We start from the raw sequence: 15,393 nt of genomic DNA on the forward strand, positions 1-15,393 counted from the left end.
GATCCAATCGTTGGCTGAATGCAAACTTTCGCTTTCCTCACGTACTCGCACATTGGTCGTTCATGAGTGAATTGAACGACAACAGTGATGCGCAAAATTATCGACGAGACTCTTACGAGGGAGAGGGGCGGCCGAAGATGCTTCGACATCTTCGGCGCCGTCACATCGTTCTCGCCGGTTCGCTCCTCCTACTCGTTCTCGTAGCGTTCGGTTGTTGGCTCGCTGTCCGTGCTTTCGACGCGAAGTCCAATCTCGAGGCCGCACGCGATAGCGCGCAACAGGCGAAAGACGCGTTGTTGCAGGGCGATACTGAGGGCGCCGCCGAACATGCGGATAGCGCGCATACTCATGCGCAGCAAGCCCGCGACGCGACACACTCAATTCCGTGGAATTTCGCCGCGGCCGTTCCATGGCTGGGTGACCCCTTCACCACAGGCCAGGAGATCTCGGACGTCGTGCTCGGGCTCGCAAGTGATGTACTGCAGCCAGCGGCGACGGTCGGAGCAGTCCTCTCGCCCGACACTTTGTTGCAAGGCAACCGTGTCGATGTTCAGGTGCTTCGCGAACGCGAACCCGAACTCACCGAGCTGGCAGCGGCCGCCACCGAAATCAACGAATCTGCCGGCGAGATATCGGATCCGTCATACTTCTCACTTCTGAGTGACGCTCGATCGCAGTTGCAAGAACAGACGTCCAATGTCGCCGGGTTACTTGACAACACGGCGATGGCCGCACGCATCGTGCCCTCGATGATGGGCGCGGACGGTCCTCGTACTTACTTCATGGGTTTCCAGACGAACGCCGAGGCTCGAGGCACCGGGGGGTTGCTCGGGGGGTTCGGCCTTCTGCGATTCGACAACGGGATTGCGACCGTCGACACGTTGGCATCTAACCGCGACTTCGCCGACGCCAGGGCGTCGGTGGACCTCGGCCAGGAATTCACGGAGATGTACGGGTTCACGAACCCGACAACGGACTTCCGTAACAGCAACCTGAGCTCCCACTTCCCGTACGCAGCCCAGATCTGGAAGTCGATGTGGGCTGAGCAGACCGGGATGAATGTTGACGGAGTCATCGCGCTGGACCCGGTGGCTCTGAGCTACGTGCTCGGCGCAGTCGGATCAGTCACGATGCCCGATGGTGAGGTGATCACCAAGGACAACGTCGTCGAACTGACCGAATCGACCGCCTACAGTCGTTTCCCCACCGACCAGACGGCTCGCAAAGCCTATCTGCAGGACATCGCCAGCGAAGTCGTCCGGAAGATCACCGGCCGGGTTGAATCGCCGCGCAAATTGCTTGATGCGTTGGGAAAGGCGGTGGGTGAACGTCGGATCGCGGTGTGGAGCTCAGTGCCGAGGGATCAGGAGCTGCTCGAAGAGACTCCGCTCGCGCACGTCGTCCCCGATGATCCCGCCCCCTACGCCGAGGTAGTCATCAACAATCTGGGCGGAAACAAGCTCGATTACTACCTGAGAAGGCAGATCGAGTACGTCGCGGATGGCTGTGGCGCTGATACCAGGATGTCCACCGTCACAATCCGTCTGGCGAATGAGGCACCCCCCGAGGGGCTCCCGGATTACGTCGCCGCAGCACCAGGAATCCGCCAGGACATCCCTCTCGACGTGCCGAAGGGCGCGATGGTCACGTCCGTTCGGCTGCTGGCGACGGCAGGTGCGACGTTGACCAGCGCTCTGGTCGACGGGCAACAGGTGCCTGTTTTCAGCGGGACGGAACGGGGGCACCCAAGCTTCGAAGTGCAGCTCGGGATACCGCCCGGTCAATCCGGTGTGCTCACCTTCCGGCTCTCCGAACCGACGTCACCCGGCGCCGCCCAGGCCCCGGTGCAGCCGTTGATCGACACCGTCGAGCCCAAGGTGTCGGTACCGGAATGCTCGGGCTGAGCCCCGTCGCGATCCGACAACATCACGCGAAATTTGCACGAGCCTGACTAGGCAAGTGCGCGATCGTGCTTACTCCGCATGGCGCTAGGTCAGGGAGGCACAGTGTCGACCGCAACGGTCTCCGGGATCCCGGTCAACTTCACGGCAACCTTCGCAGCTTCCGCGAACCCCACACACGCGGGTAGGAAGGTTCGTGCTGTTTGGCAGGGACAGCTTAAAGGACGCGAAAGGTGCGTCCTCGAGAGCGATTATGACGCGCCAGTTGGACATAGGGTAGTTCGACGATGCGTCCATCGCGGTATTCGGCACGGGGTATCTCGGCGCGACCCATGCTTCCTGGCATGGCCGAGCTGGGCCATGAGGCGCTCGGCGTCGACATCGACGAAGGCAAGCGGGCGAAGCTGCCGATGGGGAGTTGCCGTTCTACGAACCCGGACTGCCAGACGTTCTACGCGAAACACAGATGATCGGACGAAAGCTTCGAAGCGAATCCGGCGCGGACCGTCACAGCTCTGCGGGCCGGGCGTCGTCGCATACAAGGCCCAGCCGCCCGCGGGGTCGCGGTGCCACACGGACGCGGATCGGCGTGGCAACCGATCCACAAGGAGTTTACGCATTCGCAGTTGAAAGCGGCAGGTCGGGTGGCACATGTACGCACCGAGTATAGGAGGAGGCTTATAACCCAGCCCTTCGAGCAACAATCTGCTTCCTAACGGGTAAGACCACCGAGATCGCTCATCATGCTATTTCGGGCAGTAAATACCTTGTCGGATCGCGGCCTAGTCCAATTCTGGACCCGCGGGCGGGTGTTAGCAGGCCGCTGTTTCCTCAACTGCGAAAGCGGTCTAGCGGTGCCCGTAATCGAGTCAACCTCGCCCACAGAACTTGAGAATCGGCGGCAATGAGTCCCGGATCTGGCAGCCTACAGACGCAAAAAACTCTAGGTCTTGACCGATTGGATCCGGAATGTCGGGGATGTTCCGGGTGTCGATGTTCGGGCGCAACGCCGCAAGGTCGCGAATGTCCCCTACGGTGAAGTCAGACATCAGCCGAGCCGCTTCTCCAAGAGTAAAGGTCCTTCGAACTTGATACGGAGCTCGCTCCAACACCTGATCCCGGTGAGCTCGTGTCATGGTCAGAACGAGGTCGACATCTTGACTCATCGGCGGTGTGAACTGTCGCGCGTAGAAATCCGCCGAGTCGCCGCCTAGACGTTGTAGAACGAGTGCTGCGTAGGGGTGCATGGGTTGTGAAACCACTGCTCGAGTGCCTGCGCTAGATACGGTGACGTCGGCGGACCCGCTCATCTGGCGCAAGTAAGCTCTAGCAAGTCGTTCCGCAATTGGCGATCGACATAAATTCCCAGTGCATACGAACAGGATATGCAGCGTTATTCCTTACAATAGTGGAGTGGACGGTTTGAAGCAGCCTGCCGTAACGCTCAGCCAGTCCGCGCGACGGTTGATCCAGAATCTCCGTGGTCTTCGATGGCGCCGCCGCGAAGCCTGACCACGGCGTCGGCCAGCCGTCGGTAGACCGGCCGCGGCAGCGCAAAGCGAAGTGATTGACGCGCGGTCACTCGCATCGGGACTTTCGCAATCAACATGCCAAGTATGAGATCTCGGGCGACGACTGGGAATTGCCATTTCGGTCGAAATACCGCGACGACAGTGGCACGGTATCCAAAGAACGCCTTGCGAGTAAGTAGCAACTTATTCCTGTTGAGCCATGATAGAAGTCCGGAGGCGCCAGCATGCCGTGATGTGCGGCCAATCTCTGTCACGTCCCGCCAGATAATCAGCGGCTCTTCTATCATGGTGAAACGGACATCTGCTGCGTGCGCGCGTACGCAGAAGTCGAGATCCTGACCTTTACGCAAAGTCGGATCGAACATGACTTTCTTCGCGATGGCCGTCGCTACAACGATCGTCGACGTCTGCACAACTTGGTTCGAAACGAAGAGATACTCACCCATGTCCTCGTCGCATCGTATGCCGCGGTCGGGTTTGACCCACAGGCTTCCCGGAATACCGCGATCGACGTAAGCGCGTGAGTAGACGGCGTCACACGCGGTTTGCGTCAGAAAGCTGTGAACCCGCTCGAGCTTTTGTGGAAGAAAGACGTCATCGGAATCCAGGAAGGCTATATAGCGCCCTCGAGCAAGCGTTATACCGGTGTTCCGAGCGGCACCGCCACCCTGGTTGGTCTGGTAAAAGTACCGGAAGCGAGCGTCATCTAAGGACTCCACCGTAGCTCGCAACTCGGGGGCGTCCCTCGAACCATCATCTACGACGATGCACTCGAAGCCGTGAAACGTCTGAGCACGTACCGACTCCAGCGTGTCTTTGACTTCGGCCGATCTGTTGAAGCAGGGAATAACTACTGAGAACAAGGGAAGACCCGGGTTAGCATCTGCGGTCATGCTGCCTCCATTACGTTGTGGCAGAAGACGGCCTCGAGAGCTTCGTACAGAGCCTGCTCCTGTGACGAAACGATTGAAGAGATACGGGAACTCGCCAGATTCCGCGCTTCGATCGACCCTGGCCCCAAATCTTCGGTTAACCGACCGCACCGAACGGGCTGGATGTCTAACGAGTCGAAGATGCCAATTATCTTCATATTGACGGTCTCATCGACGAACGGAATAGGCGCGCATCCAGCGATCATGCCAAAAAGAAGTGCGTGAAGACGGTTGGAGAGTACGTATTGGCAGCCGGCGTATGCGTCGAACGCCTTGTCGACGTCGGAGAAGGTAGCAAGGAAGGAAGACAACCTGCCTGACGGATACTCGCGCTTCGCGAGCTCACGCAAGAAGGGCGCATCGCGTTCAACTTGAGCAATGAACTTGAAGGAGGCCGACTGCGGAAGAACCTCGTCGAGATGTCGAATGAGGATTTCGACATCGGAACGTTGCGAATCCGCCTGATCGACGCGAAAAGACAGCGCCACTCCTTCGTTGCCTGAGATGTCACTCCTGTAATTAGCGGCACCGAACGCGAGGTCAGGTATGAGGCCATCCACTCTAATTCCCAAAGACTCTGCATATGCCAGACTATTGGCGTCCCTGGCTAGGAGTCGGTAGCTGAGGCGAGACCTAAACGCCAGTATCCGCGCGTGCCGGGATCCGAGTCGTTCGAAGGACACTCCGACGTGACATACGCGCACGCCGACGAGCCTCATGGCAGCGAGTATGGCGGTGTTCGCGACCAAGCTAAGCAGTTGCCGACCATGTTTTTCGCCGACATAGCCACCTGGAATCAGAAAGTAGTAAGTGGGCCTCCTGAGGAAACGCTCCAGCGCCAGCCTCAAGAATAGCGGTGCAGACCCAGTCTTCCTCACGTGCGGCGAGTACTTGTCCAGCTGCATCGATGCAATGAAGGAGGGAGGGCACCGGCTCGTATCGAGGATGACTCTGGAGAATTCGGAGCAGATCCGCACCAACTCTCGATTGATTAGCGCGTCGCCGGCGTTCTCGAACTGTGTCTTAACACTGAGGAACGACGTCGGGCGGTTCACGAGTCCGACCCAAGTTTGTCGATGATCGGGCTGAGGTCCGCAAGGAACACCGATCGACATCCGTTCATGGACCCGTTGAAGGTTATGAAGTTGCCGCTCCGATCCCAGGCGGGGTGAGGGTCGATCCGATACTCGTTATTGCGACCGACGTATCGCGGTCGAGTGTCGACACGAAGCATGCATGTTTCAACCTCAGATGCGATATCTATGCCGCGAATGGGCACCGTTCCGTCCTTGAACGCCACTTCTTCGCTTGGGTATGCATCGGATATAAGAAGCTTTGCGGAAGGATCAATGGTGGGATGGCCGGATCCGACGCTGGAGGGTGCAATGATGCGTTTGTGTTCACCGCGATGATCAATACTGACAAATGACAGTCGACGGGCTCGTGGAAAGTACCGAAGCCCTATCCGCCGTGCTATCCGACTCGCGAGCGTAGAGGTGCTCATTCGCCAGCTGGCGGGGCGCGGATGGATGAGGTTCATGACTATTGAACGCCCGTCCGGGCACCAGTTCGGATGGTGACCACCTTCCCATTCATCGGGCCCCAGAGCTAACGCCACATCGCGTCCATCCGGCGCTAGCGTGAACAGGAAATTCTCAGTCTTGCCGACACGTCCCGAGTCAGGTGCGAACCGCACAATAAACATCACGCGGTCGCCCTGCGGGTTCCACTTCGTGTGGAAGCCGTAGAAGCCGCCCGACAAGTCACGCTCCCTCCGCTTGAGGCCCACATTGCTCATCAAGTCGGCGAAGCTGATCAATAGCCGCGAGCGTCCGGACGCGGTATCGGTCGAGTAGAGTCCATCTTCCGCCGAAGCGCCACGATTTCTCTTGATTAGATTGGTCGGCACGAGGACGCCATAGCCCGGCTGCGCGATCCCAATCCTCCGGAGACACGGGCTTAGAGCCGCCCTTCCGTCCGGAGACACCATGTAAACGGTGTGCTCGAGCCGATCCTCGCGACGCTCGGTGATGTCTACCTTAACGCCGTATGGGACCCAGTCCGGGTCTAGACGGTTGAAGTAAAGTGCGTCGTCCTGGTCACCCCATTGCGCGTGTGCGCCTACCTGCGTATCCCACGCGGATGTAAGTGTGGAATACACCTCTTCGGCGGTCTCGAGATCGAGCACCAGAACGCGTGCCTGATCTCCTGGGGAAGGAAGTCGGTCGTCGTAAGGGAACTCCGTAAGGGCAATGTAGCGACCCGACGGACTGATCGGAGACGTGTCGTAGAAACGATGTATGGTTGGACGGATACCATCTGTGAGTCGGTATATCTTGATCGACGTGCGCGTTTCGGTCCACGTATCAAACCTTGTGCTTAGCATTGACAGCCCCCGTCATTTTCCGGCGAAATTCTTGTACACCCTCTTTATATGTCAGTGCACCGGATCCGAATAAGCCTAGGCAAGAGGGATCAACTCCTGCGCGTCTGCGGCATGACAACACCGCGGCAACATTCCACGCCAATTTCGATAGCGCGTAACAGTATGCTGCACCGATGAGTCCATAAAGGTCTACTGCCGCCGGTAGTAAGGCAAGTGCGGCCAGAAGGCTGCCACCTTGCATTGCGACCTGACGCCAGTGTAGATCCACGAGTTGTAGCATCAGTACGGTCGGACCGGCGAGTGCGTTGACTAGTACGCCCGCGGTCAAAATGTAGAGGACGTCCGCATGCTGAGCGAACGCAGGGTCGAACAATCCAAGGAGCTGTGGCGCGAAATAGATAACACCGATACAGGCGAGTACTGCAGGCACGCCTTGAATAGCGATCGCGGTGTTGCACTCTGCCTGCGCACGTCGAAGGTTCTTTGCCGCAATGGCACGGGCGATGTGCGGTCCCATCACCAGAGCGACCGACATGAGAAGTAAGTTGATGACCTCGACGGTCTTCATCGCAGCGAAGAACGGTCCTACTTCGGACGCGGGAACAAGCCCGCCGAGCGCAATCGAGAAGATATAGAGGTCAGCGCTCGAAATGACGGCGACCAGTGTCAGGCCAGCCGTCAACTGCAACCATCGCCGCGAGACGACACCTCGGAAAGACAGTCTTCCGTGAAATCGCCGCGACAGGACAATCGCATGCCACAGGACTATAGCGAGAAGGGTTGCGCCCATGACGAGTAGGGCTGAGCCGGCATCTACAGCGTGCTCCGGCAATAACCAAGGAATGCAGGCGATAACACCAGCTGTGGCAATGCGCCATATCACGTCGCGACTTGCTACGGCCAGAACCACCCGGCTCTGAATCCTGAGGGCTCCAAGGGTTGTTTGTGAAGCGGCGAAGGTGACTGAGAGTAGCGCGCCCCCAATAGCGACTGAAATCGCGGCATCAGGATAGAAGTATATGGCGCACAGATAGAAGCTGAGCCCAGCGACTGCTGACCCGATGAGTGTGGCCACGAACGAGAAAAGATAGGTTCGTCCTTCTAAATGCGGGTCTTGGGAATGCTGGGCGCTAGGTATCTCCTTGACGAGAAAGACTTGCTGACCCATCGATCCGGCCATGCCAGCCATCATGGCGGCACTGAAGAGTACGCTGAACATGCCGAACTGTTCCACGCCAGACTGACGGGCTATTAGCGCGAATAGTAGGTATCCGGACAGACCGCCAGCAGCCTTCAAAGCGAAAACTATTAACGACTGGAAGGAGCGACCAGCCGAGAGCCGGCCGAGAAGCGCGACGAATTTGGCGCTGATCCGTGCCCTCACTCTCCCTCCATCCGGGTCGGATTCAAGGCGGAAGCGCGTAAAGGCGCGTAGGGGAGGAGGCGCCGCGTTACTCCGGCTGGAGAGTCACCACGTGCGTTGACGGAACTCGCCCGCTCGCAGGCACGTTCGGTGCAGCATGGCCCGTTCATGCGTTCGGCGATCGGCGCATACTCATCTGGTGCTGTTGCGGTTCTGCGGCCATCAGGTTCTCCAGTCAGAGACACGTCGTAGTGCGCTCGTCCTCGTGTCGAGGCGACAAGTTCATGGCGCGAAAGCTGGTCGGCACCCCCACTCCTCCCGGCAACTTCGTAATGCCTAGCTTCGCCCGAAAAGCGATATCGTGGACCCCCGCATGGACGTAAACATAACCTACGCCTCAGTTCCCCACCACGCGGATGCGGTTGCCGTGCAAGGAGAGGGCTCACTCGCCGTGCGAAACTTCGATGTGAGTTGCTTCGGTGATGAAGTTGGGTAATTGCCCGTGCTCCAGACGTTGACCTAATGGCCTGTTCCGAACACCGGACGAGATGCAAGCGAGTTCGCGCGCGTGGCTACTTCTAGGGGCTCCCATCGTCGCTGAGTGCCGAGAGTTCCCTCTATGGCGCACCGAACTGTCCTGTCGCTGATCGTGGTATCGCTAAGAAAAGCCGTTCCCATGCCTAGGTTGTCAAAGATTGATGCGTGCGGGAGAAGCTCGGCGTAATGGAGCCTCGCATCTACGCAAAGCAATGAGTTGGTGTAGGTTTGGCCGTACCCGTATCTTGTTGTGCTGGCAGATGCCGCACCTCTCATACGTGTTGCTTCGCTCGGAAAGGTACCCCTATGGGCTCGTCGCACCCGTCTGACGCCACGCTGAAGTCTTATGCGTCGCTGAACAGTGGCAGCGTCGGTACACTGTCAGAGTTCTGGCGTGTATATCGACATAAAACTTCCGATGTCGCAGGGAACGTCGCCGATGTGGTGAAAACGTGCGAAGACATGGAAACTATGGCCTCCGAGAGCCTCGGAATGTCGCTTCGCGGCTTGGAGATTCTAGAAGTTGGCGCAGGACAACAACTGCTGCGACTCAAGTACTTCAGTCGAAACAACAACGTGACCGCTCTCGACTATGACATCATCGTTCAAGGCTTTGACCCAGCCGCCTACATGCGCGTGTTCCGTAGCAACGGTCCTAAACGGACGCTCAAAACTGTGCTGCGGAAATTGGCCGGGATCGATCGGTCCTACTGGAGTGAGCTAGAGAAACACATCGGCCGGGTACGAAGTCCCCTCAATGTGGTGCAGGGAGACGCGCACGCGATGCCATGGCCCGATTCTTCGTTCGACTTCATTTACTCTTTCTCAGTATTCGAGCATGTCAACGACCCGGCGAAGTGTCTTGACGAGGTGATCCGCGTGCTGAAGCCGGGCGGTGTCTTCTGTATCAGTACGCATATGTATACAAGCGACAGCGGAGCGCACGATCCGCGCTCTTTCCTGCCGCGCCACGCTGACCTCGCGCCATGGGCGCACCTTCGCCCGGCGCATCAGAACTCCGTTAAGCCGAACGCGTACTGCAACGCGTGGCGAAATGGGCAGTGGGAAGACTTATTTCAGGAGCGGTGCCCCGGTGTTTCGTTGCGGAACAACAGGAGTCCTGAGTGGTTGGTTCCGGAGCTGGCAAAGCTGCGATCGGCCGGCGAACTGGCGGAGTATTCGGATGACGAGTTGCTTACCTGCGATCTCTGGGCACTGTGGCAGAAGCCTTCAGCCTAAAGAACTTGGCGAAAAGACGTGCCTTCAGTCGCATTTTCTTCGATTGATCACGACGATTTGGCGACGGACGGTGCATGTTGTCCAGCGTTCCGTGCGGCGACAGTTACCACGGTCAGTGAATCAGTGGCCGGCATGGCCTGGGGCACCGCTCACGGACTTTGCGCGTCGTCTCCGGATCCGCGCCGGCATCTCCTGCGGGCGTTGGAAGCGCCGACCACCTGCACTGCGGAGAGCTGACAGCCGCCACACTCCTCACGAGCCGGCGTATAGGGCGTTATGCCGGCGCCGCGTCGAAATGATCGAGCTTTCTGAGCCGTTCTAGGAGACGGCATGCACCGAGCCCAAACGTTCTCGCAACGATTAGTTCAGAATGTGTCACGAACGACCCGCGGTAGAACCCTAGACAGTAGGAGAAGTGGTTCAACCAGGTAGCGGTGAGCGAGCCGTTTCGGTTGGTTGGCGAGCCTCCAGGCCCATTCGAGCCCGAACCGCCCAAGCCACCTCGGTGCAAGGCGTGTTGTGCCGGCAAGGTAGTCGATCGCGCCGCCGACGGTGGCGTACGTAGCGTTCGGGAGGTGAGGTAGAGACGTCAACAAAAATGATTCTTGACGCGGCATGCCGAGGCCGACGAGTACCAGGTCGGGGTTGAAGTTCGTGATGCGACTTAGTGCTACACCGCTCGGCACGTAGCCGTCGACCCCCGAGACTGTCCATCCAGGAAGCATGTCACTAAGGTTCCTGACCGCTCGCGCGTTGGACTCGGCGCTGGCTCCAAAGACGAATAGCCTTCGCGCGGCGTTTACCCGCCGTAATTCCGCAATCCAGTCTGTTGAGCCAATGCGGTAGTCCGATGTCACCTCCCGTCGAGCGCTAAGGGAAGCGAGCCAGCGTACGGGAGTTCCGTCTATGACAATCCAATCCGCCTGTCTATATAGCTCGCGAAACGTTTCGTCTGTGTCATGGATGTAAGCGCTGTGGAGGTTGTGATTGAGAAGTAGTCGCTTTCCATCGAATCGCGTAGTTGCTGCTGTAGCGGCCTCTAACGCAGTGAGCGGCGTCACCTCAAGCCCCAGGAGACCAATCCTTAAGCGCTCTTGAGGCTCCCTCTCGCGCACAATTTCGCCATCTGCGGTCATCGTTATCGGCTTACGCTGATGCAGTAATCCGGCCCATTGCTGGCGCTCCGTCTCGATCTCCTCAAGCTGTGTCTGGGCACAGTCTCCCCTCCAGGTGTTCTATGTATCGGCCGATGCGCATAAATTGTTCGGTCTGTCACACATTCGAAACGGGATTTCGCGTCATATTTTGCGTTCCGAAGCTGATGCTGTCCGTACACGACTCTATCCTGTTTCGGCGCTATTGGGGCAACTGCTAGCGCCTGTCCGGTTCTGGTACGAGGCTCGAGTCACTTCGCCAGGCAAACGTCAAAGAATCCGCCGTGGCACTCCCGGGCACGGGGCCGAGTGCCAGTCGGTATCGGCTATGACATTCCGGACGGTCCATTGGATGGGGCTAGACGATGAAGGGTATGGTCAATCCGTTCGGAGACTGCAATGGTAGCCGCACCGTCGATTGTCTGTCTTCGAGCTCAGTTTGCGACGGTGCTGCCGTCTTCCCATCGAGGAGTCTCCAGTTGGCCACTGTGACAGCGCGTTCAAAGCGAGTGCCTCCAAGTGAGCGTCCACTCAGCGGTCGTTCGTTCCGAATGGTGTTCTACTACCTCTACGTGGCGTGCATCATTGGCGCAAATGCCGCGATCTTGATCCCACGAACGGCGATGGGCCATGTCGAAAGCAACCAGCTCTTCTCTGCGAGCTGGGTCGCATTGCACGTCGTTTCTCTACTAGTTCTCCTATCTCTCCTCAGGAGGCAGGATTCCCGTAACCTGGTGTTCGTAGCGATGTTGGGTATCCTTATCCTCGTCTCTGCAATCTGGTCGGTGGCTCCGACGTACACCCTCCTATACGGCGGCATGATGGTCGGTAACGTCCTGGTGGCACACCTCATGGCGAGCGAGCTCACCTTCGAGGAGATAGTCTCCTTCCTTACACGCGTCATTCTCGTAATCAGCGTGGTAGGCGTCGTCGCTTACTTCTTGAGGTTTGGCCCGGTCTATTACTTCGATGTCCACCAGCGGCCCAACATTTTCGGTGGACAGCCGTTTCGAGGCTTCACTGCACACAAGATCTTGGCTGGGCTATACGCCACGCTGGGTGCCGTAGCAGTCATGACGACAACACGCGGCGCAGTGAGGGTCGCATGCATGTCAGTACTTGCGCTCAGCGTCGCATTGACGAGTTCGATGATCGGCATCGTATTGTTTCTGGCGGCGACGCCGATATATGTCGCAGTTAGGTATGCGTTCGCTAGGCGAGTCGGGACGACAGCGATGTTCGTCGGCAGCGGTGCGGCCATACTCGTTGTGGTGTTCCTGGTGGCTTCATACTGGGAACAGATGCTTGGAGTCCTGGCGCGTGATAGCACGTTGACTGGGCGAACGACACTCTGGCACATCGGCGTCAATGCTTGGTTGGAACGTCCGTTGCTCGGATGGGGTTTCAACGCCTATCTTGAGTCGTCATTCTCCGGATTGGCGAACCGTTTGTTCAATCCGTATGGCGAGTGGGATATCCCCCACTTTCACCAGTCATTCATCCAGACCGCAGTAGACATGGGCGCCCTTGGGTTGGCGATTCTTATTGGAGTGCTTGTATACACGCTCATCGCATCATACCGGTATGGAGTCGCCGTCAACACGTCGACAGGTGCTTTTGGGTTCGTTGTTACGTTGCTGATGGTTATCGCTGCGACGGCGATGTTCATCTTCTTCAACTACAATCATTTTGGAACCTTCCTCCTGATGCTCTTGTTTTTTTCCCTCCGGCGCGCGAATCGAGTAGGTGGAGAAGCTGAAGTCAGCGGCGGGCCGTCCTTCATTCAGGAGTCACGCGGCTTGAGGCGAACGTCGAAGACAAAGCGTCGTATCGGCACGGGCGCTTGACGACGTTTGGGGGCGTCAGCCCTCGAAGCGATGATCTGCCGACTCAGACTTCTCTTGCATGAACTACAAGGGTTGCGTCCTCGCCCGCGGCAGAGCGCCGGCAGCTGCCGTCAGTGAGGCATGGTGCTCTGGGCTCGCGTGACCGAGGAGTTCGGCTGCTCCAATCTCGACGGGTGGGGGCACATTCGGGCGAAGCCCTCACTGGGTGAGCGAATCGGCCATTAGACAGCTCGAGCATGCTGGCATACGACGAGTGGAGTTAGCACGGGGTCGAGGCGCAGTCGCGGACGGTGTCGAGTCCGGTCGCGGTCCGGGTAAGGCGTCAGTACACGGTCGATGGTGGTCCTCTACAGAGCGCCCGAGACCGCCATGACGTCAAGGTTAGCTAGCTGTTGTATCGGCCCACGATTAGAGGAAACTTGGCGACTGTGGAGCGGACTGGCCAAAAGGCGAAGAGTGCTCATTCACGCACCGTATTATGGCTTCCAGCTTCGAATTGCTGCATCATCGGCGCACTTAGCTGTTCACGAGCACCGTCTTGTCGATCTCCTGCTGAAGGCTTGGCGTGCAAGCCACGGCGCTCCGGCTGATTTGCGCCGTCCGGACCGTAGTATGTGTAGCTGTACGAGGACGTTCCACGAGTAGGCACCATTGTGAACACCGCGCCGAGTACCGGAGCGCCAACATCCTCAAGGCTTTGTGCCGCGTGCGCGAGCTGTTCGCGCTTTGTGTGACCGTAACGAGCCATGATCAGCACGCCATCGGAGCCGGCAGCAAGAATTGCCGCATCAGTAACAGCAAGGAGCGGTGTGGAATCGACTATGACGTAGTCGAATTTCTCTCGGAGCTCCGTGAGCAGATTTCTCGCCGATTGCGAACCGAGAAGCTCACTCGGATTTGGTGGCACTGTCCCCGACGTCAAGACGGTCAGGCTTGGAAAGCGGGTCTTCTGCAGGGCGTCCTCGAGTGGCACTCCGCCACTTAGGACCGTGCTGAAACCGACTGGCCAAATGAGATCGAGGTATTTGTGTAGCATTGGCCTACGCATGTCTCCGTCGACTAACACAACATTATGTTGTGCCTCGGCGAGAGCTAGCGCAATGTTAATTGCTGTCGTCGACTTACCTTCGCCCGGCATCGAGCTTGTGACCACAATTACGCGCGGGGGATTATCTACGGCCAGGAATTGCAAGTTGGTCCTTAACTTGCGAAAAGATTCGGAGATGGCCGAGTTGTCTCGATCGAAGGAGATCGTCGCCTGCTTCCGACGCTCCTTATCCAGCGGAATGGTACCGACAATGCCGGCGCCGGTAATGTCTTCGAGCGTATCCCGGCTCTTGATTGTGTTGTCGAGCAGATCGCGCAGGACGGCGAGTCCAACCCCTAGTAGAGTTCCTATTGCGAGGCCTATCGCTATATTGCGGGAGGTTCTCGGGACAACAGGCTCTTGGGGAACTGATGCTCGTTGTTCAACAACCACTCTCGCGTCGGGGCTTGCTCCGTCCGCAGGGGTCTCTAATTCCCGAACGAGGGTAACGAACTCGTCGGAAAGTGTATTGGCTATGTCTCGCGCCCGAACAGGCGAAGGATCAGACACTCGCACATTTATAAGGACCGTGTCGAGCTTGGCGCTCGCGCTGACATTCTCCTGCAGAGTTTCGGGGCTCATGTTGAGTCCCAACTTGTCTACGGTCCTTTGCGCCAGGGTCTGTCCCTTCAGTAGCTCGGCATAGGAAACCACTCGCTCCTGCGAGAAACGGTTACCTTGATACATATCCGAGAGCGATGACCCGGCCGCAGTGGACACGAACAATCTGGTCGAAGCCTGGTAGAGCGGAGTGGTCAATAGGGACACCGCCACACCGCCGAGAAGTCCGACTAGAATTGTCACGCACACGGTGACCCACCTATTGCGAAGCACTTTCACAAAATCTTGTAGAGTCACGTCGGTCCTTACTGCTTCTGCCGATTCGCAAGTTCGCTACGGCTGTTACACGGGGGGCTAGAGAGTCGGTGGTTACTTGGCCGATCGTGTGATAATCACATGATCGCCCACCGGAGTCTGAAGCGGAATCGCTGACTTAGCTGGAGCACTCTAACACCGCAGCTGCTTCGGTCACTTCGTTAACTAGCGGTTGCATCGGCCCATCCGCGTAGATGCCATCCGTCGCTAATTTCGTACCGACTTCGACGGCCGGCCGCAACGCGTCGTCGGGTAAGCGAGGCGTCACATCGGCGAGCATGTGCTTTGTTTGACACGACCTGCTGAGCCGTGGGTTGACCGACCCGATGTTCTCCGTAGTCAACTGCGCCGCGCCGCGCCTATTGTGCAGTCGGACTTCCGCGTCGCCCCCGAAGCGGAATGCGTTGCTGTCGTTCTTTAACAACGCATCTTCGGCCCGCGTGGCGTAGTCGCGCGCCTGCTCGATGTCCCCCCCTACGTGAATGCACCGGTTATAAGTTGGTGAGAGCGTCTCAGATTGGTGTTGTCGTGTCAACCGG

At 58.1% G+C, this 15,393-nt stretch carries 10 protein-coding genes and 1 pseudogene; 4 read left to right on the top strand and 7 right to left on the bottom strand.

From position 1 onward, the window contains the following. Positions 1–137 precede the first annotated feature (137 nt). Complete coding sequence (locus E4P42_RS12495; RefSeq protein WP_135126478.1) at positions 138–1,904, top strand: DUF4012 domain-containing protein; 1,767 nt, start codon at positions 138–140, stop codon at positions 1,902–1,904. A gap of 292 nt (positions 1,905–2,196) precedes the next feature. Further along, a pseudogene (locus E4P42_RS27400) lies at positions 2,197–2,379 on the top strand (UDP-glucose 6-dehydrogenase); the annotation flags it as partial. A 391-nt stretch (positions 2,380–2,770) separates the two neighbouring features. Here the strand turns inward: E4P42_RS27400 and E4P42_RS12500 are convergent. The 5 genes from E4P42_RS12500 to E4P42_RS12520 form a co-directional block, all read right to left on the bottom strand. Then, positions 2,771–3,298: a low molecular weight phosphatase family protein gene (locus tag E4P42_RS12500; RefSeq protein WP_371287028.1), complete on the bottom strand. Its 528-nt coding sequence runs from the start codon at positions 3,296–3,298 to the stop codon at positions 2,771–2,773. A gap of 47 nt (positions 3,299–3,345) precedes the next feature. Continuing rightward, positions 3,346–4,326: a glycosyltransferase family 2 protein gene (locus tag E4P42_RS12505; RefSeq protein ID WP_135126382.1), complete on the bottom strand. Its 981-nt coding sequence runs from the start codon at positions 4,324–4,326 to the stop codon at positions 3,346–3,348. Beyond that, positions 4,323–5,420, bottom strand: a complete 1,098-nt coding sequence (locus E4P42_RS12510) for a polysaccharide pyruvyl transferase family protein (protein WP_167759473.1) — start codon at positions 5,418–5,420, stop codon at positions 4,323–4,325. The genes E4P42_RS12505 and E4P42_RS12510 overlap by 4 nt, the downstream gene beginning before the upstream one ends. Beyond that, positions 5,417–6,553 carry a hypothetical protein gene (locus E4P42_RS12515; RefSeq protein ID WP_135126384.1) on the bottom strand — a complete coding sequence of 379 codons (1,137 nt, stop codon included), beginning with the start codon at positions 6,551–6,553 and terminating at the stop codon, positions 5,417–5,419. Before E4P42_RS12515 ends, E4P42_RS12510 begins: the two co-directional genes overlap by 4 nt. Positions 6,554–6,731: 178 nt before the next feature. Beyond that, positions 6,732–8,135 carry a lipopolysaccharide biosynthesis protein gene (locus tag E4P42_RS12520; RefSeq protein ID WP_135126385.1) on the bottom strand — a complete coding sequence of 468 codons (1,404 nt, stop codon included), beginning with the start codon at positions 8,133–8,135 and terminating at the stop codon, positions 6,732–6,734. Positions 8,136–8,957: 822 nt separating this feature from the next. Here E4P42_RS12520 and E4P42_RS12525 point away from each other — a divergent pair. Continuing rightward, a complete protein-coding gene (locus E4P42_RS12525) occupies positions 8,958–9,890 on the top strand; it encodes a class I SAM-dependent methyltransferase (protein WP_245233998.1) in 933 nt (310 codons plus the stop codon). Between the two features lie 365 nt (positions 9,891–10,255). Here the strand turns inward: E4P42_RS12525 and E4P42_RS27690 are convergent, their stop codons facing one another. Next, a complete protein-coding gene (locus E4P42_RS27690) occupies positions 10,256–11,026 on the bottom strand; it encodes a WecB/TagA/CpsF family glycosyltransferase (RefSeq protein WP_135126386.1) in 771 nt (256 codons plus the stop codon). A 569-nt stretch (positions 11,027–11,595) separates the two neighbouring features. Here E4P42_RS27690 and E4P42_RS12535 point away from each other — a divergent pair. Beyond that, positions 11,596–12,891, top strand: a complete 1,296-nt coding sequence (locus tag E4P42_RS12535; RefSeq protein ID WP_167759474.1) for an O-antigen ligase — start codon at positions 11,596–11,598, stop codon at positions 12,889–12,891. A 460-nt stretch (positions 12,892–13,351) separates the two neighbouring features. Here E4P42_RS12535 and E4P42_RS12540 read toward each other — a convergent pair whose 3' ends face one another. Next, the gene (locus tag E4P42_RS12540; protein ID WP_135126388.1) at positions 13,352–14,836 is read right to left on the bottom strand and encodes a polysaccharide biosynthesis tyrosine autokinase; all 1,485 of its coding nucleotides are present in this window, start codon (positions 14,834–14,836) and stop codon (positions 13,352–13,354) included. Positions 14,837–15,393: the final 557 nt, after the last annotated feature.

The organism is Mycobacterium sp. PS03-16 (genome assembly GCF_004570325.1).
Taxonomy (GTDB): Bacteria; Actinomycetota; Actinomycetes; order Mycobacteriales; family Mycobacteriaceae; genus Mycobacterium.